This window comes from Halobacillus amylolyticus, from assembly GCF_022921115.1.
Lineage (GTDB): Bacteria > Bacillota > Bacilli > Bacillales > Halobacillaceae > Halobacillus_A > Halobacillus_A amylolyticus.
The window spans coordinates 462,354-487,752 of record NZ_CP095075.1 but is presented as its reverse complement, the minus strand read 5'-3'; the positions used below and the strand labels follow the sequence as shown (position 1 = coordinate 487,752).

At 39.9% G+C, this 25,399-nt stretch carries 24 protein-coding genes, 2 pseudogenes and 1 riboswitch; of the genes and pseudogenes, 4 read left to right on the top strand and 22 right to left on the bottom strand.

Annotation, left to right across the window (positions count from 1 at the left end):
* Positions 1-82: 82 nt before the first annotated feature.
* The 14 genes and pseudogenes from MUO15_RS02595 to MUO15_RS02530 all read right to left on the bottom strand — a co-directional run bounded on the left by MUO15_RS02595 (position 83) and on the right by MUO15_RS02530 (position 12,970).
* Complete coding sequence (locus MUO15_RS02595; protein ID WP_245033227.1) at positions 83-592, bottom strand: ECF transporter S component; 510 nt, start codon at positions 590-592, stop codon at positions 83-85.
* 6 nt (positions 593-598) lie between these two features.
* Positions 599-997: a DUF4430 domain-containing protein gene (locus MUO15_RS02590; RefSeq protein ID WP_245033226.1), complete on the bottom strand. Its 399-nt coding sequence runs from the start codon at positions 995-997 to the stop codon at positions 599-601.
* A 196-nt stretch (positions 998-1,193) separates the two neighbouring features.
* Positions 1,194-1,373: riboswitch (cobalamin riboswitch) on the bottom strand.
* A gap of 38 nt (positions 1,374-1,411) precedes the next feature.
* Positions 1,412-3,193 carry an ATP-binding protein gene (locus tag MUO15_RS02585; protein WP_245033225.1) on the bottom strand — a complete coding sequence of 594 codons (1,782 nt, stop codon included), beginning with the start codon at positions 3,191-3,193 and terminating at the stop codon, positions 1,412-1,414.
* Positions 3,193-3,909, bottom strand: a complete 717-nt coding sequence (locus MUO15_RS02580; protein ID WP_245033224.1) for a response regulator transcription factor — start codon at positions 3,907-3,909, stop codon at positions 3,193-3,195. Before MUO15_RS02580 ends, MUO15_RS02585 begins: the two co-directional genes overlap by 1 nt.
* A gap of 99 nt (positions 3,910-4,008) precedes the next feature.
* Positions 4,009-5,190, bottom strand: coding sequence for a c-type cytochrome biogenesis protein CcsB (ccsB, locus tag MUO15_RS02575; RefSeq protein ID WP_245033223.1), 1,182 nt, complete (start codon positions 5,188-5,190; stop codon positions 4,009-4,011).
* Positions 5,191-5,222: 32 nt separating this feature from the next.
* The gene (gene resB / locus MUO15_RS02570; RefSeq protein WP_245033222.1) at positions 5,223-6,848 is read right to left on the bottom strand and encodes a cytochrome c biogenesis protein ResB; all 1,626 of its coding nucleotides are present in this window, start codon (positions 6,846-6,848) and stop codon (positions 5,223-5,225) included.
* Positions 6,849-6,876: 28 nt separating this feature from the next.
* A complete protein-coding gene (gene resA, locus MUO15_RS02565; protein ID WP_245033221.1) occupies positions 6,877-7,431 on the bottom strand; it encodes a thiol-disulfide oxidoreductase ResA in 555 nt (184 codons plus the stop codon).
* A 54-nt stretch (positions 7,432-7,485) separates the two neighbouring features.
* Positions 7,486-8,214, bottom strand: coding sequence for a pseudouridine synthase (locus MUO15_RS02560; RefSeq protein WP_245035823.1), 729 nt, complete (start codon positions 8,212-8,214; stop codon positions 7,486-7,488).
* Positions 8,215-8,350: 136 nt separating this feature from the next.
* The gene (locus MUO15_RS02555) at positions 8,351-8,863 is read right to left on the bottom strand and encodes a spore maturation protein (protein WP_245033220.1); all 513 of its coding nucleotides are present in this window, start codon (positions 8,861-8,863) and stop codon (positions 8,351-8,353) included.
* Positions 8,860-9,453 (bottom strand): nucleoside recognition domain-containing protein, encoded by a 594-nt coding sequence (locus MUO15_RS02550; RefSeq protein ID WP_245033219.1) that lies wholly within the window; start codon positions 9,451-9,453, stop codon positions 8,860-8,862. The genes MUO15_RS02555 and MUO15_RS02550 overlap by 4 nt, the downstream gene beginning before the upstream one ends.
* On the bottom strand, positions 9,441-10,532 hold the full coding sequence (locus MUO15_RS02545) for a D-alanyl-D-alanine carboxypeptidase family protein (RefSeq protein WP_396266309.1): 1,092 nt from the start codon (positions 10,530-10,532) through the stop codon (positions 9,441-9,443). Before MUO15_RS02545 ends, MUO15_RS02550 begins: the two co-directional genes overlap by 13 nt.
* 542 nt (positions 10,533-11,074) lie before the next feature.
* A complete protein-coding gene (locus tag MUO15_RS02540) occupies positions 11,075-11,548 on the bottom strand; it encodes a DUF3907 family protein (RefSeq protein WP_245033218.1) in 474 nt (157 codons plus the stop codon).
* Between the two features lie 92 nt (positions 11,549-11,640).
* A pseudogene (scpB, locus tag MUO15_RS02535) lies at positions 11,641-12,233 on the bottom strand (SMC-Scp complex subunit ScpB).
* Positions 12,230-12,970: a segregation/condensation protein A gene (locus MUO15_RS02530; RefSeq protein ID WP_245033217.1), complete on the bottom strand. Its 741-nt coding sequence runs from the start codon at positions 12,968-12,970 to the stop codon at positions 12,230-12,232. Before MUO15_RS02530 ends, scpB begins: the two are co-directional and overlap by 4 nt.
* A 254-nt stretch (positions 12,971-13,224) precedes the next feature.
* Here MUO15_RS02530 and MUO15_RS02525 point away from each other — a divergent pair, with 254 nt between their 5' ends.
* The 4 genes and pseudogenes from MUO15_RS02525 to MUO15_RS02510 all read left to right on the top strand — a co-directional run bounded on the left by MUO15_RS02525 (position 13,225) and on the right by MUO15_RS02510 (position 17,901).
* Complete coding sequence (locus tag MUO15_RS02525; RefSeq protein WP_245033216.1) at positions 13,225-13,692, top strand: DUF309 domain-containing protein; 468 nt, start codon at positions 13,225-13,227, stop codon at positions 13,690-13,692.
* Between the two features lie 286 nt (positions 13,693-13,978).
* Complete coding sequence (locus tag MUO15_RS02520; protein ID WP_245033215.1) at positions 13,979-14,974, top strand: glycosyltransferase family 2 protein; 996 nt, start codon at positions 13,979-13,981, stop codon at positions 14,972-14,974.
* Positions 14,910-15,311 carry a GtrA family protein gene (locus MUO15_RS02515; RefSeq protein ID WP_245033214.1) on the top strand — a complete coding sequence of 134 codons (402 nt, stop codon included), beginning with the start codon at positions 14,910-14,912 and terminating at the stop codon, positions 15,309-15,311. The genes MUO15_RS02520 and MUO15_RS02515 overlap by 65 nt, the downstream gene beginning before the upstream one ends.
* Positions 15,308-17,901: pseudogene (locus tag MUO15_RS02510) on the top strand (YfhO family protein). The gene MUO15_RS02515 and the pseudogene MUO15_RS02510 overlap by 4 nt, the downstream one beginning before the upstream one ends.
* 26 nt (positions 17,902-17,927) lie before the next feature.
* Here the strand turns inward: MUO15_RS02510 and MUO15_RS02505 are convergent.
* The 8 genes from MUO15_RS02505 to spoVAD all read right to left on the bottom strand — a co-directional run bounded on the left by MUO15_RS02505 (position 17,928) and on the right by spoVAD (position 25,387).
* The gene (locus tag MUO15_RS02505) at positions 17,928-18,293 is read right to left on the bottom strand and encodes a GNAT family N-acetyltransferase (RefSeq protein ID WP_245033213.1); all 366 of its coding nucleotides are present in this window, start codon (positions 18,291-18,293) and stop codon (positions 17,928-17,930) included.
* A 245-nt stretch (positions 18,294-18,538) separates the two neighbouring features.
* Positions 18,539-18,991, bottom strand: a complete 453-nt coding sequence (locus tag MUO15_RS02500; RefSeq protein ID WP_245033212.1) for a site-2 protease family protein — start codon at positions 18,989-18,991, stop codon at positions 18,539-18,541.
* Positions 18,976-19,737: a hypothetical protein gene (locus MUO15_RS02495; protein ID WP_245033211.1), complete on the bottom strand. Its 762-nt coding sequence runs from the start codon at positions 19,735-19,737 to the stop codon at positions 18,976-18,978. The genes MUO15_RS02500 and MUO15_RS02495 overlap by 16 nt, the downstream gene beginning before the upstream one ends.
* Positions 19,738-20,152: 415 nt before the next feature.
* Positions 20,153-20,593 carry a peptidylprolyl isomerase gene (locus tag MUO15_RS02490; RefSeq protein ID WP_245033210.1) on the bottom strand — a complete coding sequence of 147 codons (441 nt, stop codon included), beginning with the start codon at positions 20,591-20,593 and terminating at the stop codon, positions 20,153-20,155.
* Between the two features lie 367 nt (positions 20,594-20,960).
* The gene (lysA, locus tag MUO15_RS02485; RefSeq protein ID WP_245033209.1) at positions 20,961-22,265 is read right to left on the bottom strand and encodes a diaminopimelate decarboxylase; all 1,305 of its coding nucleotides are present in this window, start codon (positions 22,263-22,265) and stop codon (positions 20,961-20,963) included.
* A gap of 269 nt (positions 22,266-22,534) precedes the next feature.
* Entirely contained in the window at positions 22,535-24,004 is a 1,470-nt protein-coding gene (locus MUO15_RS02480) for a spore germination protein (protein WP_305853264.1), read from the bottom strand.
* 22 nt (positions 24,005-24,026) lie between these two features.
* Entirely contained in the window at positions 24,027-24,377 is a 351-nt protein-coding gene (gene spoVAE, locus MUO15_RS02475) for a stage V sporulation protein AE (RefSeq protein WP_245033208.1), read from the bottom strand.
* On the bottom strand, positions 24,377-25,387 hold the full coding sequence (gene spoVAD, locus MUO15_RS02470) for a stage V sporulation protein AD (RefSeq protein WP_245033207.1): 1,011 nt from the start codon (positions 25,385-25,387) through the stop codon (positions 24,377-24,379). Before spoVAD ends, spoVAE begins: the two co-directional genes overlap by 1 nt.
* Positions 25,388-25,399: the final 12 nt, after the last annotated feature.

Sequence of the window (25,399 nt, the reverse complement as noted above, 5' to 3'; positions counted from 1 at the left end):
ACTTTTCAAACAATAAAAAAAGGAAACTGCCCAGTTTAGCAGCTTCCTTTCTAAGTGGTTTTTCCATCGAAATAGCCACTTACTATACATTTGAAATCGCATGCCTTTTTTGATACCTGGAAAATAATGTACCTAGCACAGGCGAAAGCACAAGTATAAAGATAACGTTACTAGCGGCATGGTTTAAATCTAGTGGCAGTCCAGCTAAATAATAAGCCCAAAATGGCTGACCGGCTGCCCTCATCGTTAATGAAATGATAAAACCATATAAGATTCCACTTATAAACCCATATATCGAGAGAAGCCACACTGGTATCGCGGACCAATACTTTCCGATCAGTCCTGCAGCCATTCCAATTATAGACCATGAAACGACTTGCCATATTGTCCAGTACCCCATCCCTAAAAATACATTCGACAGAAAAGTGGTTAAAAAAGCCATAATTATTGCTGAAAACGGCCCTAACCAAAACCCTGTAATGATAATGATCGCTGTTACAGGCTGGACATTAGGAATGTTTGCCATGACAAGCCTTCCTGCAATTGCTATAGAGGCGAGCATAGCAATCAACGTAAGTTTATAGGTGTTCATTTCTCATCATTCCCAAGCGTGAAAGTCAAAAACGATTTCGTCTCCCTGTTTCACTTCATATTCATTAGCTCCAACCATTGAAGATTCACCATTAATTGTAAACAACCATGCCTTTTGTTCAGTAGCAGAGATTCCTTCTATGCTATTGATAAACCCTTCACTTTCTTCCACTTCAAAGTTGTTCTTCATCACATCCATAAGCATGGTTCCTTCTTCAACGGTCACTTCTTTAGTCGAAATGACTTCCTCGCCTTTATTCTTAGAAAGCTCAATTTGGAGGGTTACCTCTTGTTTCTCCTCTTGATTGGAAGCAGTTTCTTCCTCGCTGCCACTTTCCGTTTGACAACCTGCCAGCACGACCATCGTCAGCATAAGTGCAGATAATAATGTATACATCTTTCCCATAAAAAAACTCCTATCCCTATTTGAATTTACTTTCAAAGCTAGTCGAAGGAAGGAGATGACTGGACAACACAGATCTAACCAACTATAAAAGCCTGTCCTTCAATAGAAGAACAGGCTTAAGACATACCAGTAAGGCTATGTAAGTACATTACACGAATCAGACCGGTTGCCTCAAACGCTCAATCCCCGAAGCTTTGAAACAGTGTAAGATTAGGCAGGTCTACTGACTTGTGTGTCGTTCTAGTCAAGGGCCTTCCCGCGACTTACTCGCAGTGGTCTCCCTTTTTCGTCTACACATACAGTTGCGAGGACAGTTCTAGCCTTTCACCAGATTCCCTATTTCACCCGAAAAGGTACCTAACTCTATTTATTTTATTCCTGTTTATCGTACATGAAGGGCAGCCAATTATCAAGCTATTTGTTATTAATCTCGAGATCAACCGGCAGTCTAAAAGTAAAGGTGGTTCCCTCATTCAGTTTACTATGGACATGTATGGAACCTTTATGTGCTTCTACAATATTTTTGGCTATCGAGAGCCCTAGGCCTGTTCCTTTTTTACTTGTCTCTCTTTTCCTTGATTTATCTGCTTTATAAAATCTCTCAAAAACAAATGGAAGATCTTCTTCTGGAATTCCCGGACCAGAATCAATGACTTCAAACACCCATTCAGTAGAAGTTCGTTCGATCTTTACATCAACTGACCCTTGGTCATCAGAATGGCGGATCGCATTATCAATTAAGTTAGTTAAGACTTGTTCAATACGGTCAGCATCTACATTCATCATGCTGGAGTTATCGCTAAAGTGAAGTTGTAATTCAATCCCTCGCTCATTTGCCAACCCTTGAAATTTGCGAATGATCTTTTCTAGAAGCGGCTTCACCTCTACCGAATCAATATAAAGAGTAATGTGACCTGCTTCCATTCGTGCCAGATCAAGTAGTTCATTCACTAGCCTGCCAATACGCAATGATTCATCGTGTATAATTTTCGCCAGTTCATTTTTATCTTCTTTTGATTCTGCGATATCATCTACAATGGCTTCACTATATCCTTGCAGCATGGAGATCGGTGTTCGAAGTTCGTGTGAAACGTTAGCGATAAAATCTTTCCTTAACTTATCTAATCTCCGTTCTTCCGTCATGTCACGAAGCACGGCGACCGCACCTCTAATATATGTTCGATCATAAAGGGGGGTCATAAGCATCACCCATGTACGACCTTGAACTGTGATTTCGGTTATGACTTCCTGTTCGCTTTCAATCACCTCATCAAACAATTTTCGCATGGGCTGTGGAACTTGCCGTTTTTCCTCTGATGCCTGAACAGAATAATTTTCATAACTCCATGATTGATAAAACTGATCGGCTGGCGGATTTGATACTAAGATTTCTCCTTTGCGATTAATCGTCAGGACTCCATCTGCCATAGATCTTAAAATACCAGAAAGTTGTTCTTTTTCTTGATTTACGGCATTAATGTGAAACTTAAGCTCTCGTCCCATACGATTAAAAGCCATTGCTAATTCACCAATCTCATCATGAGTTAAAATCGGGATTTTCGTATTGAATTCTCCCTTAGCAAGTTCTAATGCCCCTTCCCGCATTTTTATCAAGGGCGCGGTTATTCGAGTCGATAGGAAGAAGGCAAAGATTGTCGTTAGTATAATAGCGATTCCTGCCCCTAAAAAAACTATTTTCGTAGTTTGATTCGAGGTTTTTTGAATAGTATCTAAGGATTGATATACAAATACAGCTCCTTGATCATTGGTAAGTGGTGTACCGACTACCATAATCTCAAGTTCTGACTGTTCAAATCCTGCAACTTTCATAACATCCTCGCCATTTTCTATAACTGAGGAAAGATCATTGTCATTCATAAACCACGTATAACCTATAGACGGCAATGTATTTGAGTCACTGGAAGATGTTAAAAAGTCAGTCGAATCATAGGCCACAAGGATTTGACTAGCAGGATCTTTAATTAAATTAGTCATAGATAATATTAAGTCACGATCCTCGTACTCTTCTACAACCTCAGATACTTTCGAAGCTGTTTGCAACAACTCCCGTTCTGCTTCTAATACATGGTAGTTTTCAAAAAATTTTAAAAGGAGAAAGGTGAGTATGACTAAAACAAAACAAACGAGCAGAAGAATCGTAAACCATAGTTTTCCAACAACGCTGCGCCAAAACATTACTCGCCACTAACCTCAAATTTATAACCGACACCCCATACTGTAACAATCATACCAGCCGCATCTGCTGACACCTTACTTAATTTTTCACGTAGGCGCTTCACATGTGTATCCACAGTGCGCAAATCACCAAAGAACTCATATTGCCATACCTCTTTCAGCAATTGTTCTCGATCAAACACTTTATCAGGGGTTTGGGCCATATAATTAAGCAACTCGTACTCTTTAGGTGTCAACGCAACCTCTTTGCCATCAGCTGTGATACGATGGGCATCATTATCAATGGTCATATGCGGAAATACCAGCACATTTCTCGCTGACGTATTGGTTTCTAAAAATTTTGTAGTTGAAGCTCGCCTTAGAAGCGCTTTCACACGCAGAACTACTTCCCTCGGACTAAATGGCTTTACAATGTAGTCATCTGTCCCTACTTCAAAGCCTTGTACACGATTGGCTTCCTCACCTTTAGCCGTCAACATAATCACAGGAGTCGCCTTTTTCTCACGTAATTCTTTACATACTTCAATGCCATCTTTACCTGGCATCATGAGGTCTAGTAAAATCACATCATAATCTTCCTGTAAAGCTTTCTTTATAGCTTCCTCTCCATCTTCAGCTTCTTCTATAGCATAGTCTTCACGTTCTAGATACATGCGGATAAGCCTTCGAATACGCTCCTCATCATCAACAACTAATATTTTTGCTTCATGGTCCATTTGCTTGTTCCCTCCATTTTCCCTAACTACGAATTCTCTGTCTACCATTATAGTAAAAGGCAGGATGGGTGTACAAACCCTTCCTGCCTCACGATTGCCTTATGCGTAGGAGTGCAGCCCAGATATGATTAAGTTTACCGCAAGTAAATTGAACATAATAATGGCAAACCCACCTACTGCAAGCCAGGCTGACCTCGTTCCATGCCAGCCTCTAGAAAGTCTAAGGTGTAAAAACGCAGCATAGAAGAAGAAAGTTATTAATGCCCATACTTCTTTAGGATCCCATCCCCAGAAGCGATCCCAAGCCTGTTGAGCCCAGATCATAGCAAAAATGAGTGCTCCCAGTGTGAAAATAGGGAAGCCGATTGCAACTGCACGGTAAGACACCTCATCAACAAGCTCTGGATTCGCTTTTTTAAGCAATGGCTGAATAGCTGCACCAATCCGCTTTCTTAAAATTAAACGTGCAAGCCAATAAAGAGCTAGACCGCCAAGGAATGACCAAATCATTGTATTAAATTTAACAGCGGCATCTTGTCCGCGCATCCACTCTGGCACATTAAATAGCGGTGACATATTATCTGTAAGCAGCTCACCATCTGTTGGTCCTGCTATAGCCGGCATTTGATACGTGATCTCAGTTGGCTGTCCTTCTATGGGTGCTTCGAAAGTTGCCTCATAATTCATCGCATTAAAGGTCGAAGAGATGATAATAAAGGCTAAAGCCGTAGCAAGCATATAGATCACAAACTCCAGCCAAAAGGTTTGTTTGGAATTTTTACTTTGATCAATTTGTCGGATTAAGAGGATTAATCCAGCAACAAAACTAACAGATAATATTGCTTGGCCAAGTGATGCTGTTGTCACATGGATGTAAAGCCAATGTGACTGGAGTGATGGCACAAGTGGTGATATTTCGCTGGGAAACATACTTGCAAAAGCTATAATCAACAGGGCTATAGGCAATGCAAATAATCCGAGAACATTGATGCGATAAATAAAATACATAACGATAAACGCCAGTACAAGCATCATGCCAAAGAATGTTGTAAACTCAAACAAATTACTAACAGGGGCATGTCCGCTTGCTCCCCACCTTGTAAAGAAATAACCAATTTGAGTAAGGAACCCTATAATGGTCAATGTTATACCAATTTTACCTGCAACTCCCGCCCTCTTGCTTTTCTTATCACGTATTGTTCCTCCGAAGAAAAACGTAGCAATTAAATAGATAACAAAAGCGGCATAAAGCAAATTACTGCTTATTGTACTTAGATCCATTGTACACCCTCCTTAATCGCCTGCTTATGAGGCTAACTTTCCATTTCTTGTTGATCCTTAGGTGGTTCAATTCCTGTGTCAACAATGACTTTATCGATCTCCCGTCTTAATGCGAACCAGTTCTTATTCGTATGTCCAGCAATCCATGCTCCATTTTCCTTCGGCTTAATCCAGATTCTTCTATGGTTCCAATACATCCCTTGAATGACACCGATCATGAAAATAGCTCCGCCTAATGCAATAAATGGAAGTGTATAATCTTTACGAACAGTCAAACCGGTTACATCACGAACATCAAAATCGACCAAGCCTACTTTATAATCATTTTCGCCTGTAGCATCAACATTGGCACCAATTCCGGCAAAGCTTATTTCTGGCTCTGACTCACCAGGTGGAAAGACTTTAAAAACAAAAGCCGGATTCTTGGGATACCTAGACACGGAAACAGGAGCTCCGTCTTTAAGTTCATATTCTGGGAAATAGGAATCGAGGACAACACGATAGCCGCTTTCTAGTTTATACTCTGATTTTGGTTCAGACAAATCAATGGTGAACTGACCATAAGAACTGTCCTCATTGTTCTTATCATGTATCTTAAATGTCATTTCTTTAAATTCATTTAACTGGTAACTCGCTTGGTAAAGTGCAAAGCTGCCAAATTTAAGCGGATGGTTCACTTTCAACTGATCTTCTTTAATTTTTTCAAGCTCTGGATCCCCACCGACTACGATTGGATCCGCTCTCTCATAAATAACCGCATTGGTTTGATAAGTTTTCGGCACTGGACTGCCATTGTTTTGAAGGGCTTCCTGAAATCGTTCATCATCCTCATCATACGTTTCCAGAATAAACTCTTTGTTTTTAATATAATACTGGCCTTCCGTTCCGTTAATAACGGCCGTTTCTCCCTCTCTCACCCAAACAAAATCATCTACGTAAAGAGCAGGAATAAACCGTAATAGTGTACCAAGTAAAAAGATGATTAATCCGATATGGTTGACGTAAGGCCCCCACCTTGCGAAACGGTTTTTCTCTGCTAAAATATGACCATCTTGTTCTGTGACCTTGAAACGGCTCTTTTTTAAATTCGTTTTCACTTGCTCCAAGTTTACTGAACTTGACTCCGTCTCGCCAAAGATTCTCTGTTTCTTCATAAATAAATCATGACGTCTTGGCTTTTGGGTTTTAAGTGTTTTATATAGCGGTATAAACCGATCAATACTTGCTATTACAATTGAGATTCCAATCATCGCAAGCAAAAGCATGTACCACCAAGAACTAAATAAATTGTGAAAGCCCAATTGATAATAAATTTGGCCTGCTAAACCGTATTGATCAGCGTAGTGTGTGGCAGCATCGATATTTGGTGGTATGTACATTTCCTGGGGAAATATCGTCCCGACTGCTGAAGCAATTACTGTAATTACAATGAGCCAGACGCCGACCTTAACGGAAGAAAAGAAGTTCCATATTTTATCAATAGACGTACGATTATACGTTTGCGATCGTCTGGCACTTCCATCGTACCTCATGTTTAATAACCCATTATCATTATTACCATCAATGTGCTGATTGTTCTCTATGGGCTTGCCACATGATTCACATAGCACCGTTCCCTCTGGGTTCACATGCCCACATTCGCATGTAATGTTATTCATAGTAAAACCTCACAATTTCGAATAGACTCTATGCCTCAGGAGTGATTTGCTGCAAATATCCTTCCAACTTATCTAGGGTAAGCGGTCCTACGACATGCTTCACAACATTTCCTTCTGGACTGATGAAAAAGGTAGATGGAATGGGCCCAACGTTATACCGGTTCATTACTTGTCCATTCTCATCTTGGAGAATAGGAAAAGTGATCCCATATTTATCTAGAAATTGCTCAACAACAATGTTAGTAGAATCTAAGTTAACGGCAAGGATTTCTACGCCCTTTTTCTTATATTCAGGGTAAAGTTTCTCCATGTACGGCATTTCATCCTTACACGGTTCGCAATAAGTAGCCCAAAAGTTAATCATCACGCCTTTTCCTTCTAAGTCGCTAAGCGCAATCGTCTCCCCATCTGAACCAAACTTTTCTAATTGAAAATCTGGAGCAGGCTCTCCTTCAGCTACGACAGCTTTCTCTTTATTAAAACTGGAAACCAATGCAAAAACCACTAGTCCAGCCATCACAGCCAACATACTCGTCCTGAATATTAATCGTTTTTTCTTCTTCTTCAAAGTTTTTTCTTTCATAGCACTCACTCCTGTGACCATTATAACATTGATCGACAAAGCAAATCTTGAATATTATTTAACATTTTCTTCAGCTACTTGACGAAGCTGTTTTACTTCATGCGGCTTAAGCGGACGATAATCACCAGCGTTCAATCCTTGTAATGTTAATGATCCATAACGTTCGCGCTTTAATTTATCTACAGGATAGCCTAACCCCTCAAACATTTTTCTAATTTGACGGTTCTTTCCCTCGTGTAAAATGACTTGAATAATGGCACTATTTTTCTTCACATCTGAAGAAAGGAATTTTGTATGGACAGCTTTGAATGTTTCTCCATCAATGGTTATCCCTTTTTTCATCTTTTTAAGCTGCTCACTATCAGGAATGCCCTTTGTTTTGACAATATATACTTTATCTACCTCATGACTAGGGTGCATCAGTAGATTGGCAAGTTCTCCATCATTCGTTAATAACAAAATTCCTGAGGTATCATAATCAAGCCGTCCAATCGGAAAGATACGCTCCTTCACTTCTGGTAAAAAGTCGGTAACTACCTTCCTTCCCTTATCGTCCTTCACACTTGAAATCACTCCTCGGGGCTTATAAAGCAAATAGTAGACTGGCACCTCTTTTGTTAAAGGAACTCCTTCCACTTCAACATCATCATTTGAACTTACTTTTGTCCCAAGCTCTTTGACAACTTTTCCATTCACTCGTACTTTCCCATCGGTGATCATTTTCTCTGCTTTTCTTCGTGAAGCAACACCCGAGTGTGCGATCACTTTTTGCAGACGTTCCATACTGGCCATTGGACCGTCCTCCTCATTTTCTTAATTTTACTAACCACATAACTTGAAGCCACGCTTTATAACAGCGTGGCTTGTCAGCTTTATTATACAAGCATTCATCATAATATAACAAAATAATCATCCTGTTTTATCCAAACAGGATGATTACGATGATAATTGATGCTATTATACCAACTAAATCAGCTAGAAGTCCAACCTTTAATGCATCACCCATCCTTCTTATTCCTACGGCGCCGAAATAAACGGTAATTATATAAAGTGTCGTATCGGTACTTCCTTGCATGACTGAGGCAAGTTGTCCAATAATGGAATCTGGTCCAAACGTGCGGATTAACTCTGTAGTTACACTTAATGCCGCGGTACCAGAAATTGGCCGGATCAATGCCAGGGGCAAGATTTGCTCAGGGACTGCAAAAAGTGAGGTTAATGGCTTAACTAAGCTAAGTACAGCATCCATTGCGCCTGACGCCTGGAAGATAGCTATTGAAACCATCATTCCTAACAAAAAAGGAAGCAATGAGACAGCAATTTGTATGCCTTCTTTACTTCCTTCCACAAACACTTCATAGGCAGGTACTCGTTTAATCGTCGCCGTGACAAGAACGATAAGGATTACTGCAGGAATGAGCCATATACTCATAATGCTCGACCAGCCTTTTTACGCAAATAATAGAAATAACGATCAATAATAAGCGCTGCAATTGTTGAAATCGTTGTGGCGAAAATCGTTGCCGCAACAATACTTGTTGGATCAACAGACCCGTACTTCATCCGAATCGCGATCACAGTTGTTGGAATGAGTGTGAGCGAGGAAGTATTAATTGCTAAAAAGGTGATCATTGAACGGCTGGCCTTATCTGAACCTGATAACCGTTTCATCTCCTTCATTGCCTTAAGCCCCATTGGAGTAGCGGCATTCCCTAGACCAAACATATTTGCGGTCATATTCGATAGAATGTATCCTAAAGCAGGATCATTTTCAGGAATATCTGGGAAAATCCGCTTTACTATCGGCTTAAATAATTTAGCCAGACCCGATAATAACCCTGCTTCCTCTGCAATTTTCATCAACCCGAGCCAAAACACTAGGACACCAGCAAGACTTAATGTAATCATGACACTCTCTTCAATTGTTAAAAAAATAGCTTCATTGACTTTATCCATCGTTCCGTTAAAGGCAGCATAACAAATCCCACTTACCGCTAGGAATACCCAAATCAGGTTGACCAAGGTACCACCCCCGTAATGCGTTTCAAATAAGCGGACCATTCACTTATAAAAGAACGATACGGTCGATCCTTCCATACAGCTGTCTGAACTAACGATTGGTCAGCGATCTGAAAATAACGAACACCTGCCAACTGGGGATCCTGCGTAGAGGGGGTCGGATGGAATACTGATTCCATTTGTTCCTTCTCCTGTTCTGTTAATGGATAAAAAATGTCAGTAGGAAGGTAGTATTCGTTTCCGTTAGAAACAGCAAACCCCTCCTCTTGAAGTTGATAAGTTTCATAATTTTCAAACCCATACTCGTACATTCGCTCATGATCTTTCCAATCATCCGGCGCGTTCAGAGTGACCGCGACCAGTTCCATGCCATCCTTTTCAGCACTGCTGACGAGGGTTCGTCCAGCTTTTTTTGTAAAACCAGTCTTTCCCCCAGTGGTGGGATCATAAAGACTCGTGAGTAGTTTGTTCTTATTCTGCCACGGATAGGAACGATTGTCAGACTTGAATTTTTCACTTCCTGTTACTTTACGAAATGTTTCATTTTTCATCGCATAGGCCATAAGTAACGCTAAATCATATGCACTTGAATAATGGGATTCGCCATCGAGCCCGTGTGGATTTTCGAAATGGGAAGATTGCATTCCAAGCCATCGAGCCTTCTGGTTCATTAAGTAGGTAAACCCTTCCACACTTCCACCCACATGTTCAGCGATCGCTACGGCCGAGTCGTTTCCAGAGCGAAGCAGTAGACCATAAACAAGGTCAATTAGTGGGATCTTCTCCCCTTCTGTTAAGTATATAGACGAGCCTTCCGTTCTAGTAGCTCGCTCACTTACCTTCACCTCTTCAGATAATTTCCCAGATTCAATCGCAATAATAGCTGTCATGATCTTTGTTGTACTTGCAATTAGTGAAGATTCATAGGCTTCTTTTTCAAAAAGAACTCGTCCCGAATTCGCATCTAAAAGAACGGCATGTTCCGCCGACACAGATATAGACGGACTTGCATTCGCAACCTGTGGTAAGAGTAAGCAAGCAGTAAACAAAGCAATGAGGATCAAACGAATATTCCTTCTCAAGAGAGGTCTTCCTCCTAACCTATTCATTTGCTTAACTTTATGCAACAAGATACAAGCTTATGAAAAAATGGAGAAAGAAATAGAAGCGTAAGGTGCCTATTTTAGAAGAAGGCCGATGATAGTTCGACGTTGGCACAGGACGTGCCGGTCTTAGTCGAACTTCCTTTGGCCCGGTTTTAGAACCGAACATCCTCTAAACTGGCAAGCCTCCTCAGGTGAAGCCTTTCGGGGTCTCGCCTCGCTGCTTCCGACGAGGCTCAGCGCATACCCACGGAGCGGGTGATTTCCAAGACCTCCCTCTTCATCCGAGGCAACGGAAACATATCTCGAGATTGAGTCTCCCAGATTACTGCCCTTAACCTAATAAAAATGATTTCAAATACTTGACCAAACTTGGGCAGGTGCTTTCTTTTTTACGTTTGAATCCTGGGCACATTGGATCTAAATTATGAAATTGATTCACGTGCAAAAATGATAAAAAGAAACCTGCGAGCCCACTTCACACCCCAGGTTTCTTACTAACTCTTCTATTCTCTTACCAGCTAGACATGGCCATAGGTCGCATAAAAATCGAGTTCCTCTCGGATATTCTGAAATAAATTTTCCAGAAAAGAAAAGAGTTCCATTAGGGAAGCGGGCGGATCATAAAGGAATTTAATGGAGCGATTCCCTGTATATGACGCTCGACTGTTTTCAAACCAAGTATCTCCTTTTGGCGAAAAAAATTCAGCTACACATCGATGATAAATACCATACAATGTTTTTTCAGCAGAGGACTCTGAGAAGGATGGCGCCTGTAATAATACAGATAATTTATCTCTTGCTTCATCACAAAACACGTTTAAACGTCTTAAAGATTTTAACAATTGTTTATAATAGTCCTCTTCATGGCTGCCGTTCTCTTCAATGAGATCGTTTAATGAATGTGTATTTAAATACTGGTCTACACCAAACACGACTTTATTCAAAAATTCATGAACTTCATTAGTCCGTGCCTTTATCATTTGCTGACTCATGGTCGCCTCCTATTTAGATTTCAAAAAGTAACTTATATTACTTCGTACCCATTTCTAAAGTTGGTCTCATTACAATCTGTATCATACCACATTTACAGTGTTTCATTTGAACCTTCTTGATTAAATTTTTCAAAAAATAAATCCGCTTCTTCCTCAACATCAGGGTTTTGTTCGATTTCCTTAAGCGGTGGGAGCTCCTCAATGGAAGACAAACCAAAATAGGTGAGGAAATCTTTTGTTGTTCCAAATAAAACTGGTCTACCGATAGCATCTTTTCTTCCTTTTTCGTCAATTAATCCTCTATTTCCTAACGTTTGTACGGCACGATCACTTTTCACTCCGCGCAAATCATCAATCTCTATTCGAGTGATAGGCTGACGATAAGCAATAATGGCAAGCGTTTCTAATGCAGCTTGAGATAAACGTGTAGACGTATTCGTATCTAAGAGTTTTTTATAATAGGCTGCGTGTTCTGGCTTTGTTGTTAAATGAAGGGTTCCATTTGAGTCCATCATTGTCACACCTCGGTCTATCTGCTGATAGTCCATCGACAGGTCCTCAAGCAATGTCTCGAGAGAAGAGTTCGTTAGTTCTAACAAGTCAGCTAATTTCCTTTTCGTAATCCCCTCTTCCCCGAGGCAAAGAGCAATCCTTCTATCAGAGCTTTTTGTTGGTTCACATTCATGGTGTTTCCTCCATCTTAAATACAATTAAATCCTCTAAATGATTTTCTTGAACACACGTTACTTCCTTGTTCTTCATTAACTCAAGGATTGCAATAAATGTTACAACCACCTGTGGTTTAGAGTGCTCAGCAAATAATTCGGAAAAGCGCAGTCCCTCTTTTATATCGACTTGTTTCAATATATCATCCATCCTCACACGAATGGAGACTTCATCCCTTTTTATAGTCGCATCTTTAGGTTTTTCTGTTTTTTTTCGTTTCAGAATGTTTCCCATTGCTGCGATCATGTCATACACAGAGGCCTCCCCTTCCGTTACACCTTGTTTCTCTGCATATTCGAATAGGTCCATCTCCGGCCTTGTATAAATCCTATTCGCATCCAATTCTTTTTGTTTCAGATCCTCTGCTGCCTCTTTATAACGTTTATATTCAATGAGCCGGTTCATTAATTCATCACGAGGGTCTTCTTCCTCATTCTCAGTTAATTCTTCATCTCCCGGAATGGTGGGAAGAAGCATCTGGCTTTTAATAGCAAGCAAACTTGCTGCCATCACTAAATATTCGCTTGCCATATTTAATTCCAGCTCCTGCATGGCATGAACATAATTCATATACTGCTCTGTTATTTTTGAGACAGGTATATCGTAAATATCGATTTCGTACCGATTTATTAAGTGAAGCAGTAGGTCAAGAGGTCCTTCAAAACCATCCAACTTCACTTGGTAGCTTTCAGTCATATCATTCGTCCTTTTTTATAAATACGTAAGAGCAAGCTATAGTGTTTGGACACCTATTTTTGAATAGATTACAACTACGCCTCTCTCCACTTGTCTACGGCCAGCTTAATCGTCCAGACACTCGGTCATTTAAACTTTTCTATCATAATGTTACCAGAAAATTCGACACCCGTTAACATGATTTTCGCTGTCCTCGCTTTTTGCTTGTTCATTCCCTATTTTTACTAGTAAAATAAGCCACAAGGGGCGATTGCATGTATCCAAAAGCTTTTGTTAAGTATTTAGCTCATTTCCATGGGACTAGAGATTATTTTGAATGTCATGAGGTTTTAGAGGACCACTGGAAAAAGACAGAACCCGGAAACAGAAGGTCTGTCTGGGTATGTCTCATACAACTGGCTGTGAGTCAGTATCATTTTAGAAGAGGAAATTCGACAGGGGCCTACACTCTAATTAATAGAACACTGGAAAAGCTGAAAGAGAGTCAGCAGCAAATAACTGCTCTCGGCATTCAGTCAGATTTACTCATTCAAGAAGCCTTACATATAAAAAGCCGAATCGTTGAGCAAAAGGGGTATATAAGTATTGATCTGCCTCTTTCTGATCCAGAATTATTAAAAGAGGTGAAACAGCTTTGCTTGATCTGGGGAGTAGGTTATGGAGCCTCTAGTGACTTAACAAATCTTGACCTTATTGATAAACATAAAAGGCGCAGAAGATGATCGTTAGACCCAAGCCATGGGGAGGCGGTTGTTAAAGACTATGCCTATTTTAATAGTAAGATGATTTTTTGACCCTGTGCACATTTGTGCACAGGGTCAAAATTTTGAATATTGCACAGTAGAAACATGGATCTGTTATAGCAAATAAGCCTTTTCCGTTGAGTTTTTTTTGTATAACGAAGTGATTCGAACGCAGACTATACCTAGATAGATTGTTCAAAAAGCATCAACCGAAATCATCTTCCACTATTTACAAAAAAGCAAAACAGTAAAAGCAGGTGCAATAATGAAACCCCGTCTTATTTCAATTATCATTCCTTCTTATAATGAAGAAAACAATATTGAACTTATATATAAAGCATTGGATAGGGAATGTACAGACATCAATTATGATTATGAAGTTATCTTTATTAATGATGGAAGCACAGATGATACATTATTTCATATTAAAAAACTAGTGTTAACCACATCAAAAGTCAAGTATATCTCATTCACCAGAAATTTTGGAAAAGAAGTGGCGATTTTAGCAGGTCTTCAACATGTCAAAGGGGAAGCGGTTATTGTCATGGATGCAGACTTACAACATCCATGTGATTTAGTAAAAGAATTTATTAAAGGATACGAAGAAGGATATCATCAAGTCATTGCTAAGCGAAATCGAAAAGGGGACAGACCGCTGCGTTCATTTCTTTCCTCACTTTACTACCGTCTTGTCAATAAGGTTGTAGATGTTGATTTAAAAGATGGTGTCGGTGATTTTAGACTTTTAAGCCGTCAAGCTGTTGATGCCCTATTAATGTTAAATGAAGGAAACCGTTTCTCAAAAGGGTTATTTTCTTGGATTGGTTTGGATCAGAAGATTATCCACTATGACAATGTTCTAAGGCAAAACGGAAAAACAAAGTGGTCGTTGCCAAAATTACTTAATTACGGAATTGACGGTATTATTTCCTTTAATAACAGGCCGCTCAGAATGTGTTTCTATACGGGAGGCTTGATTTTGTTCCTTTCCCTCGTTTATATTTTTGTCCATTTAATTCTGATTATGAATAATGGCATCACCGAACACGGTTATTTCACAACCATTTCTGCGGTGCTTTTACTTGGAGGCGTTCAACTGCTCGGTCTTGGTGTGATTGGAGAATATATCGGGAGGATTTACTACGAAACAAAAAAACGTCCTCATTATCTAATACAAGAAACAAATATAAAAAATAATGGAGAAAGCTATGCGGGTAATCAACCGAGAATTTATAAGATTCATCGTAGTGGGGATTATTAATACCCTTAACTATTACATGGGCTACTTATTGTTGCATGTGGTGATAGAAATTAATTATATCACGGCACATATCGGGAGTTCTCTAATCAGTTTAGTTATTTCGTTTTTCTTGAATTCTTATTATACGTTTAGGGTGAGGCCAACTTTATCAAAGTTTTTACAATTTCCCTTAACACAACTTTTTAATATAGCCGTTTCCTCTTCCTTTGTGTATCTTTTTGTCGAGAACCTCCGTATTCATAGTACAATTGCTCCGATTCTATCTATTTTCATTACCATCCCCCTAACTTTTATGATAACGGGGAAAATTTTAAAGAATAACGGGGATTTTATATGAAAAGAAAGCATAGTTTTTTAATCCTATTTGTTTGCAGCCTTGTTCTTGCTATTCTTGCCCATTTATTCTTCCTGGAAGAGTGGACTCACGACAGATACATGGTTGGGCCAAATGACGGCTTACAACAGATGGTGACATTTAAAAAACTTCTTTATGAGCAATATACAACCGGGAATTTTTTTTACTCCTATCAATATGGGTTAGGTGGAGGGACATACAGCCAATTAGCCTTTTATTTCTCGACCGCATTCGTTTTCATCATCACTACAGCTGTAGTATTCTTACTTGAATCATTTCATTTAATTGGCACACCAGATATTATCTTTTGGGCCCAAGCTGCCGTTTTCATAAGTGTTTGTCGACTAACGGTGATTATTTTGACGACAACACTCGTGTTTCGATACATGAGAAGTGACTGGCTACCTGCATTTGCGGGGGCTAGTGTTTATGGCTTATCGGTTATTTATTTTCGCCATGTGACATATTGGGAGTTTTTTGCAGACGCGATGCTCTGGGTTCCCTTGCTTGTTTTTGGTGTGGAAAAAATCATCCGTGAAGCACGGTCTGGATTGTTTATTGTTGCAGTGGCCATCACACTTTTTAATAATTTTTATTTCGCCTATATTAATCTGATTTTTATTGGAATTTATATTGGGTTCCGATGGATGATCCGTTTACAAACGAACGAAACCAGTAGGTGGAATCAGTTAAAGTTATATACCGGAAGCGGACTGATCGGCTTTGGGATCAGTGCGGTCGCATTTATTCCCGCGGTTTATGGCTACTTTCATAATCACCGCCCCCCTATCCATTACCCATTAAGATCGTTGACTTCCCATATAATATTTTATTTACAAGTCCTTATGTTCTTGTACCTGCGTTTTTTTTACTGTTTCTTTTTACATTTTCCCTATATAAAATCCCTATATTCCGCTTGTTTGCTCTGTTGAGCGCCATCTTTATTCTAATGCATTTTAGCCCACTTGTGGCCAGTGCTTTTAATGGCTTTTCTGCGCCACAGTACCGATGGGAATACTTGTTGTCGTTCACGATGGGAGGAGCCATTTCTGTAGGTTTACAACATATAAATAAAATAAGTATTAGAAAAATTGGAGTTGCAAGTGCTTTGGTAATCACTACCTATCTTGTCGTCATTGTTTCAGATAAGTCCTTGGATCCTCTTTCTGCAGCAATTATCGGGGTGTTACTCCTCACGTTTATAACCATTATGTTAACAGTGGGTTTTATTTGGAAACAAAAGAAAGTTTGGTATCTGCTTTTGTACACAGGGATTTTACTGACCAATGTCGCGTTCGCTAATGTTACTCAATTTGTGATTTCAGAAATAGCTGGTGTCGACCAAGTGTCAAAAAGCTATTTGTTAAGTGAGCAATACAACGGGGATGAGCAGCGTACGTTGCTGCAGAAAGTGAAAGAGCGAGAATCTGATCCTTTTTATCGAATCGATTGGAAGGTTCGTTCCTTAAATAACACCCCTATTGTTCAAAACTTCAATGGAATGAGTGCCTATTCTAGCATCCTCAATCAGAACCTGCTGTATCTCTACTTATATGATTTACAAATTGATATGGGCCGGGAAAGTGTCAGCCGCTTTGCAACACTTGGCAATCGGTCAAACTTATACAGCCTGTTTCAAGGGAAATACATGATGAGAAAAAAGAACAATACCGCAACGATTCCATATGGCTTCAAAAAAGTATTAGAATCCGAACATTATGTGGTTTATAAAAATACAAATATACTGCCATTCGTTCGTACGACTAATCAAGTTTTTTCTGAAAAGGAAATGAAGAACGCTCCGCCTCTAGCAAGAGAGCAAGCCATGTTGGAAGGAGTAATCGTGGCCGATATACAGCCAACAAACACCGAAGCACCTAAGGCAGCGAATATCATCAATCAGACAACGATCAAAACGGTGGGTGCTGCATTTGAAGACAACAAGCTGACAGTGACAGATAAGACAGGTGGCCTTGACCTTATCATCAACGAACCGAAGCAGGATACGAAAGATTATTACGTCAGCTTTCATCTTGAAAGTTTAGCCAAAAGTGATGGATTTGCATTAAAAGTGAATGACTACAGAACAACACGCAAGCACAATCAATCCATCTATAAAACCTATGTCGATGATCTTACCATTCGTGTGGCAAAAGCAGATAAAATTTCGATCCGTGTTCCTAAGGGAAATTACATTCTAAAAGAGCTCGCTTTATTTAGGGAGAGTTATCAAATCTTAGAAACGGCAAAAGAAGAGTCTTCTCGTACAAACCGGATACACTGGGTCGGTAATAAACTAACGATCATCTATAATAACCATAGTAATAATCGTTATATGATGCTGCCTATCCCTTTTGAAAAAGGGTGGCAAGTAAAAATAAACAATAACAGGCAGCCGTTAAAAAAGGTGAATTATTCGTTTTTGGGATTCCCTATAAAAGAAGGGATTAATCGCATTGAATTAGTCTATTACCCTCCCTTTTTTAAGGTTTCTGTAATTTTAACCATGGTAAGTATTTTACTTGGTGTGCTATTTGTTTGGATTAAAAGGCCCAGGCAGAACATAAATTAAAGGGGGCGTCAACAGACACCCCCTTTTTATACACTTGATGATGAGCTTTCCGTATCACACTTCTCAAGGAATGATTCCGTATATTCATCTGAGCATACTAGGTACTCCTTCTCAAAGTGTTTACATACGTGATGGTACATCTTCTTACCTATGCCAAGATTACGATGAGAAGGACTAACAGAGACGTGCTGGATCACTGCTTCCCCCTCCTCTATTCGCACTCCAATGGTGCCAAGAATATCTTCTTCCTTCCACAAGAATAGATACCAACTTGAATTGGTCTCATATTCACTAATAATCTCCTGAAGCTTTTTCACATCTTTGCATTCAGGCATAAAAGAAAGAAGACCCATAGCAATCTTTTCAAATGATTTTTTATATCGAATGAACATAATAACCCCTCGATTATAAAAATAACGTTTCACATTTTTCCAAATTGTAAATAAAACGTTTTTTTAATATAAAGCCTTATGATTCTTTGTAATTACATAACAATAACAAACCAATAATAGAATCCCCATAACAGGCTGAAGGTGAGTAATATCGAAAATAGAATCCAGTTTTTCTTTCTCATGAGGTTTCCTCCACCACTTGTGTTAAGACCTAGGACCTAGCATACATAAATTTAGCGCAAGATTCAACCCATTGTTTTCGTCAACCCTTTCAGGAAACGACAGCCATCGGATTCACGGCCTTTTAAACGAAAAGGGATCATATTTACAAGTGCCAAATAAAGGTTAAAGAAATATAGCAGCTGCAACACATGACTTTGCTGTGGCAAATCACTCATATATAAGACTGCTGCACAAACTGCGTTGCTAAGAGGTCCTCCTAAACTTATCATCGCTTGCTGCTTTGAGGTAAAGTCTGCTTCTTTCTCGTTTAAAGAATGCCCGCCTATAATAAAGATATAATGGAGGTGAACCGTCAGCCTTTTGATTTTGCACTTACACAGGAGCGGCCCCACACCTAGTGACAGATGCGAACGCTCTGCCCCATTCCACAAGCCAACAGCTGCATGGCCTAATTCGTGAATGAAAAGTCCTAAAGGGGCTACGACAAAGAGTAAACAACTTAAAAGTTCAAGCATGTGCGCTGCCTTTCATAGACATGGAGTTTACTCATCTTCACTCTTACACTATGCATAACATCCCCAGGACGTACACGGTCAATGATTTCAACGGCATCAATCACTTTACCAAAAACAGTGTGACGACCATCCAAAGCCTTTTCAACAGTGACATTAGACCTGATCCTGTTAGCTTCTTTATTTATGACTACAACTACCTCGTTCAGCACCTTAGACAACATCATTCTTTTCTCATCAATGTCAGTAGAGTTGCTGTAAGTTTCCACCCAGTTTTCAAGTTGATACTTTAGCTTGTCTAAATCTTTACTTGTGACCTCAGCCTCCTCAATTTCTTTTTTCAAGTTTTCAATTTTAGTAAGTAAGTCACGTTTTCTTTTTCCATACTCCTCTAGCTTTTTAGAAACAAATTCCATAGACATGTCTGACTTACCTGACATTATATCATCAAATAGTTTCTTAGTATTACTTAGAGCTTTAATACTAGCCTCATTATACTGCTTTTCATATTCAGTAAGCTGTACCTTTCTGCTGTCCAACTCATCAAAATCAAAAGCACCTTTTTCCAGATTAAATGCGTCTAATTTTATCGACTTTACAGCCTCTATTACTTCCTCCTCTACAGCTTTATCAATCCCTACTGGCCCATATTGTTGTTGTTGTGAATGACTAACTGTACCATTCCTAGCACCTTCTCCCCCTTGCCAGTCCGTTGATACCCTGTATAGATTCCATGCTCTTACTGTCATTTACTGCTCTCCCTTGGTGGGTTTTTTACTCTGTTCCTATGTTATGATCTAGCCCTATTATACAATAAACAATAAAAAGAGATAGCCTCAGCTACCTCTTAATGTGTTTTAGCAAAAGCATCTATAGCCTTCAGACTACCCCAGGATCTTTAATAAACTCTAGTCTCTTATGTTTGCAATTCTTTTTATTTACAGATAAGCGAATATTTACCCCTCGCATCCTCTAAATGAAAGTCAGCCTCTATACATAATTTTTATGATACAACCTGCTGAGCTCTGTCAGGACTATAGTTAGAGCAATGGAATGATCTGTGACGCTTTTAGGTATAGGGCATCCATGATACAGTCAGAAAAAAGAGCAGATGCCTTAGACTTTTAAAGCCTTTAGCACCTACCCTCATTACTTACTGTTTAATTATTCTGCATCAAATACTCTTACTTCTTTCATTGTATCCCCATTCTCCATAGCTCTAGCAGTTTCTAAACCTTCCGTGATTTTCCCAAAAACTGTGTGTACCCCATTAAGGTGAGGCTGCGGCTCATGTACTAAAAAGAATTGACTAGAGCCTGTGTCTTTACCTGCATGTGCCATTGATAAGCTCCCTGCCTCATGTTTGTGAGGGTTGCCCTCTGTCTCACATTTAATTGTAGTACCACTTCCACCTGTACCAGTACCTGTAGGATCACCGCCCTGGCTTACAAATCCTGGGATTACCCTATGGAATATTACTCCATCATAAAAACCCTCGTTTGCTAATTTTTCAAAATTAGCTACTGTATTAGGAGCTTCATTAGGGAAAAAATCCATCTCAATTTTTTCTCCATTTTCCATTACAATATATCCTTTTTTACTCATTAACTACATCTCCTTTAATTGATATGTAAAAAAATTATCAGCCATTCAATTTTTATAATATCACTTACAGGCCTTTTAGACAAAAAATAAGGAAGGCTCTACATGCCTCCCCTACTTTTCATACTTATTAAAACTGCTTTTCTAGCTTACTAATTTCCTTACTAATACTATTTCACAATTAAAATACTACTATATATAAATGATTTCAAAAACTTGACTAAACTTGGGGTGCTTTCTTTTTACGTTTTGAATCCCCTGGGGCACATGGGACCTAAATTATGAAATTGATTCTATAGGTTTACCAAGAGTTGGTTAGCTATTCTAGTCCATCTGCGAGTTTTTCAAGTTGATTGTTGCTTGTTTCATTTCAATTCTCCTGTTTGTTATAAGTTAAGTCGAGTCTCGTGACCTCTTGGAAATTCTCACGTCGTACGACTAGTTGATGCATTCCATTTTCAATGAATACAACTGCCGCCTTTCCGAAACGGTTGTAATTATTAGCCATGGAGTAACCATATGCCCCTGTGCTAAATACGGCTAGTAAATCATTGTGTTCTACTTCTGGAAGCTCTACATCCCATAATAGCATATCTCCAGATTCACAGCACTTGCCTGCAATAGCATACTCCCTTGATCTGCTTTCATTCATGCGGTTGGCCAGAACAGCATCATATTTAGCTTGATAAAGAGCTGGTCTAATATTATCAGTCATACCACCATCAACAGATACGTATGTGCGAATACCCGGAATGTCTTTGATCGCACCTAATGTATATAGAGTGACACCCGCATCACCTACAATCGCTCGTCCGGGTTCAATCCATATTTCAGGCATAGGATAACCCATGTTCGTTGACTGACGCTTAACTTCTTCAATCAACGCGAAAGCATATTGGTCAAGTGCTAGAGGATCATCCTCTTCCGTATATTGAATCCCAAAACCTCCACCAAGATTAAGAACTTCAGCAGTAAACTGAAACTTTTCACGCCAATCATTCATCGTTGCAAATAATTTTTGTGTTGCTAATGTGAAGCCGCTTGTTTCGAAGATTTGTGAGCCAATGTGGCAGTGCAGCCCTTTTACATGAATACGCTCGCTGTCATGAAGAAGCTTGTAAGCTTGCTCTGCCTGTCCACTGGAAAGGTCAAATCCAAATTTCGAATCCTCCTGTCCAGTTAAAATATAATCATGGGTATGTGCTTCAATCCCTGGTGTGACACGGAGCAACACGTCCATTTTTGTATTTTTCTTCTCTACAAGATCAGACAGCAAGGCGATTTCATAAAAATTATCAACAACGATACAGCCAATTCCAGCATCCACTGCCATGTCGAGCTCATCCAAGCTTTTGTTATTCCCGTGCATGTGAATCTTCTCAACAGGAAACTCAGCTTCAAGGGCTGTATGCAACTCGCCCTCCGAAACAACGTCCAAACTCAGGCCTTCTTCTTTAGCTACTTGCAGCATAGCTATGGAAGAAAATGCTTTACTCGCATAGGCAACCTGTGCGGGGATTTCATGCTGCTTGAACGTCTGTACAAATGCCCTTGCATTTGTACGAATCCGATCTACATCATATACGTATAAAGGAGTTCCATAGGCTTCCGCTATATCTTGAGCCGGGATACCTCCGATTAATAGTTGTCCATTATCATTGATCGTGCGATTCATTACGCTCCGCCTTTCCTCCCTTAATAAAAAGAAAATGTTCCTTTTTTGAGGAAAAGGAACATTTCAAATTATTTTTAATTTATCATAACTTTAGAGCAGTGGCAATTATAGTGCATGTTCAAAAAGTTGCCAAATTAGAAACAAGAAGTTCGAGGCGCGAAAGTTTTGAGGCCCCCAGCGTATGCTTTTAATACGTGAGGACCGGAAAAGCTGAGCAACGAAGAAATTCGCCGTTTATCATTTGGTGACTTTTTGAACGACCTCTTATATTACCCGCCCTTACGTCTGTTATTTTGCGGATGCACAATACTTGGGCGTATTTTCGCTAGCGGAACAGACAAGCGAACAAGGATTGCCATCAATGCCTTCGCGTTAAATGGAAGAAATGGCCACAAGTAAGGTGTATTTAACGACCTTGTTCTTGCTAAAAGCAGGATATAGGCTGTTACACCAACTACAAAACCTGGCAATCCGAATATAGCTGTAATAATGACCAAAAACACTCGAACGAGTTTATTAGCTACTGAAAGCTCATAACTTGGTGTTGAGTACGATCCAATCGCACTTACAGCAATATACAGAATGACCTCAGGAACAAACATCCCGACATCAATAGCTATCTGTCCAATTAATACCGCTGCTATTAAGCCCATGGCTGTTGCTAAAGGAGTAGGGGTATGAATCGCTGCTATCCTTAACAATTCCAAACCTAGGTCTGCAAGTAACAATTGAATAACAATGGGGATAGTTGATTCTTCCGTTGGGCCTATAAAAGCTAAACCTTCCGGCAACAGCTCAGGTTGGAGCACAAATAACATCCATAATGGAAGTAAAAATAGCGATGCGAATACCCCAAAAAAACGGACCCACCTTACAAACGAACCTACCATTGGGGATTCCCGATATTCCTCTGCATGTTGAAGGTGGTGGAAGTAGGTTGTAGGTGTAATAATCATACTTGGCGAGGTGTCCACCATAACAAGTACGTGTCCTTCAAATAAATGGGCTGCTGCCACGTCAGGCCTCTCGGTATAGCGTACAAGTGGAAAGGGATTATAGCCTTGTTTAACTAAAAATTCTTCCACTGATTTATCAGCCATTGATAATCCATCCGTACTTATATTTTTTATTTCTTCTTTTAACAATTCAATCAGCCCTGGATCGGCAATATCTTGGATATAGGATATACAGATATCTGTTTTTGAACGTTCTCCAATTTGCATAATTTCAAGACGAAGACGTTCATCACGAATTCTTCTTCTTGTGAGAGCTGTGTTTTCGACAATGTTTTCTGTGTATCCATCTCTTGCCCCACGAATGACCTTTTCTGTATCCGGTTCCTTAGGCGTACGCCCTGGATAAGACCGTACATCGACAACGTAGGCTTTCGCATCCCCTTCTACAAAAATAACGATAAGTCCTGAGAGAACCTGGGTGATACACTTATCTATCGATTCTACAACATCAACTTGTTGATGTACTAACTCATCATGGATATATTTAGATGCTTCATCTTTTCCTTCTTTTTGATCATCTAGTTCATTTAGCTGACGTAGCAGCTGAGCGATTAGTGCCGAATCACATAACCCAGTTACATAGTACAGATTGATTTCATGCTCGAGAATCGTTACACTTCGAAATCCCACATCAAAAGAAGTGTTTACTCCCATCCGTTCATTCATCAGCTTCCTGTTTTGTTCAAGTTTCATTACAATTGGTGTTTCATTCTGTGTTGACACGGTCCCACCTCCTTCCTGGATTCTATCCCTTAGGTTTGAAAATCAGTGCAACTATAAATCCAAATAAAATCGCTGTAGCAATTCCCGTTGAGGTTAGCTCAAAAATACCAATAGCAACCCCGATAAAGCCGTGCTCCTCTGCTTGATCCATTGCTCCATGCAAAAGCGAGTGTCCAAAGCTTGTAATTGGTACGGTCGCCCCTGCTCCTGCAAATCTAATTAAATTGTCATATAAATCAAAGGCATCAAGCACGGCCCCTGCTACCACAAAAGTAGACATAACGTGGGCAGGAGTCAATTTGGCAACATCAAGTAACAATTGCCCTATCACACAAATCCCACCACCTACAACAAACGCCCAGAGAAATTCCATTAGTTATCCTCCTTCGTAAGTACAACGCCGTGGGCAATGCATGGAATCGTTTCTTTTTGTTGTATCATCATAGGATTCATTAGCGCTCCCGTTGCTACGACTAAGATACGTTTATATTTTCCTTGTTTTAGATCATCGATTAATTTTCCATAGGTAACAACTGCGGAACAAGCACAGCCGCTGCCTCCACTGAATACTGGTTGATCACTATGGAAGACCATGAGACCGCAATCATCGTGGACTTCACTTACATCGTACCCATCATTTTTTAGCATATCGCGCAGGATCGGTGTTCCAACACTTGATAAATCCCCCGTTGCAATCACATCATAATCAGACGGCATTCTACCCATATCTTCGAAGTGGGCTTTAATGGTGCTCCAAGCAGCAGGTACCATAGCCGATCCTAAATCAAATGGATCGTTCGTTCCATAATCCATAACACGTCCAATTGTTGCTGCCTCTATACGTATCGCTGAAGGCTGTGTGGATAATAAGGCTGCACCACTACCAGTTACAGTAAAAGTAGCGGTTTTCGGCTTTTGTCCTCCGTATTCGGTTGGATATCTATACTGTCTCTCTGCTGTGGCATTATGTGAACTGACAGCTGCAATTGCCTGTTTTGCGTAACCCGCTTCGATAAGCGCTGCTCCCGTAGCGAGAGTTTCCATTGATGTAGAGCATGCTCCAAACATGCCAAGTAACGGAATCCCGAGCTGTCTTGCCACGTAATTCCCTGTTACATTTTGGTTCAGTAAATCTCCTGTTAACAATAGATCAATACTTGTTTGGTCAACACCAGCTTTTTGCAAACAATAATGAACAGCATCAGACATTAATCTTCGTTCAGCGAGTTCCCAGTTTGCTTCACCACAATGCAAGTCATCGTAACTATAATCGAACAGGTTGTGAAGTGGACCCGCTCCTTCTAGTGGTCCGACCACTGTTCCTGTTGATTGTATATAAACGGGCTTTGTGAATGTCCATGTTTGTTTTCCTGTTTGTCCCACAACTCATTCCTC

Coding starts and splice junctions, on each gene's coding strand:
- MUO15_RS02595 (WP_245033227.1), bottom strand. CDS start 592: ATGAACACCTATAAACTTACGTTGATTGCTATGCTCGCCTCTATAGCA.
- MUO15_RS02590 (WP_245033226.1), bottom strand. CDS start 997: ATGGGAAAGATGTATACATTATTATCTGCACTTATGCTGACGATGGTC.
- MUO15_RS02585 (WP_245033225.1), bottom strand. CDS start 3,193: ATGTTTTGGCGCAGCGTTGTTGGAAAACTATGGTTTACGATTCTTCTG.
- MUO15_RS02580 (WP_245033224.1), bottom strand. CDS start 3,909: ATGGACCATGAAGCAAAAATATTAGTTGTTGATGATGAGGAGCGTATT.
- ccsB (WP_245033223.1), bottom strand. CDS start 5,190: ATGGATCTAAGTACAATAAGCAGTAATTTGCTTTATGCCGCTTTTGTT.
- resB (WP_245033222.1), bottom strand. CDS start 6,848: ATGAATAACATTACATGCGAATGTGGGCATGTGAACCCAGAGGGAACG.
- resA (WP_245033221.1), bottom strand. CDS start 7,431: ATGAAAGAAAAAACTTTGAAGAAGAAGAAAAAACGATTAATATTCAGG.
- MUO15_RS02560 (WP_245035823.1), bottom strand. CDS start 8,214: ATGGAACGTCTGCAAAAAGTGATCGCACACTCGGGTGTTGCTTCACGA.
- MUO15_RS02555 (WP_245033220.1), bottom strand. CDS start 8,863: ATGAGTATATGGCTCATTCCTGCAGTAATCCTTATCGTTCTTGTCACG.
- MUO15_RS02540 (WP_245033218.1), bottom strand. CDS start 11,548: ATGAGTCAGCAAATGATAAAGGCACGGACTAATGAAGTTCATGAATTT.
- MUO15_RS02530 (WP_245033217.1), bottom strand. CDS start 12,970: ATGACTGAAAGCTACCAAGTGAAGTTGGATGGTTTTGAAGGACCTCTT.
- MUO15_RS02525 (WP_245033216.1), top strand. CDS start 13,225: ATGTATCCAAAAGCTTTTGTTAAGTATTTAGCTCATTTCCATGGGACT.
- MUO15_RS02520 (WP_245033215.1), top strand. CDS start 13,979: ATGAAACCCCGTCTTATTTCAATTATCATTCCTTCTTATAATGAAGAA.
- MUO15_RS02515 (WP_245033214.1), top strand. CDS start 14,910: ATGGAGAAAGCTATGCGGGTAATCAACCGAGAATTTATAAGATTCATC.
- MUO15_RS02505 (WP_245033213.1), bottom strand. CDS start 18,293: ATGTTCATTCGATATAAAAAATCATTTGAAAAGATTGCTATGGGTCTT.
- MUO15_RS02500 (WP_245033212.1), bottom strand. CDS start 18,991: ATGCTTGAACTTTTAAGTTGTTTACTCTTTGTCGTAGCCCCTTTAGGA.
- MUO15_RS02495 (WP_245033211.1), bottom strand. CDS start 19,737: ATGACAGTAAGAGCATGGAATCTATACAGGGTATCAACGGACTGGCAA.
- MUO15_RS02490 (WP_245033210.1), bottom strand. CDS start 20,593: ATGAGTAAAAAAGGATATATTGTAATGGAAAATGGAGAAAAAATTGAG.
- lysA (WP_245033209.1), bottom strand. CDS start 22,265: ATGAATCGCACGATCAATGATAATGGACAACTATTAATCGGAGGTATC.
- spoVAE (WP_245033208.1), bottom strand. CDS start 24,377: ATGGAATTTCTCTGGGCGTTTGTTGTAGGTGGTGGGATTTGTGTGATA.